The following is a 359-nucleotide window of genomic DNA, read 5'->3' as shown; positions in this document are numbered from 1 at the left end:
TTACTCTCGCCGTGTTGTTGCCCTCTCATGGTTTGTACCAAACCATTGTCAGGTGACAGCTGGGCCACACAATCACGTCAGCCTACTGACCTTGTCTTGCAGGCCTTACTGATGGCGGTACGGCGACGAAAGCCAAGACAATCCGTTCTAATCCATACCCCCTCTCGTGCATTGCTGCGCAATACCCTGCCGGGCAGCGGATCAGGGGGCGCAGTATACAAGCCGGGATTGGGCAGCATTTCTTCGAGCGCACAACATCCAACACTCGATGAGCAGACGCGGAAATTGTCATCCCTCTCATGCATGTAAACATGCATGAGAGGGCAATGGATAACGCGGTTGCAGAAAGCTTCTTCAAC

1 pseudogene is annotated in these 359 nt (G+C 53.5%); it reads left to right on the top strand.

Annotated elements, in window-relative coordinates:
- A pseudogene (locus tag ACPGUT_RS12595) lies at positions 1-359 on the top strand (DDE-type integrase/transposase/recombinase); the annotation flags it as partial.

Source organism: Halocynthiibacter sp., from assembly GCF_049608145.1.
Classification (GTDB): Bacteria; Pseudomonadota; Alphaproteobacteria; order Rhodobacterales; family Rhodobacteraceae; genus Halocynthiibacter.
The sequence above is the reverse complement of the archived record's forward strand: the minus strand, read 5'-3'. Positions and strand labels throughout refer to the sequence as shown.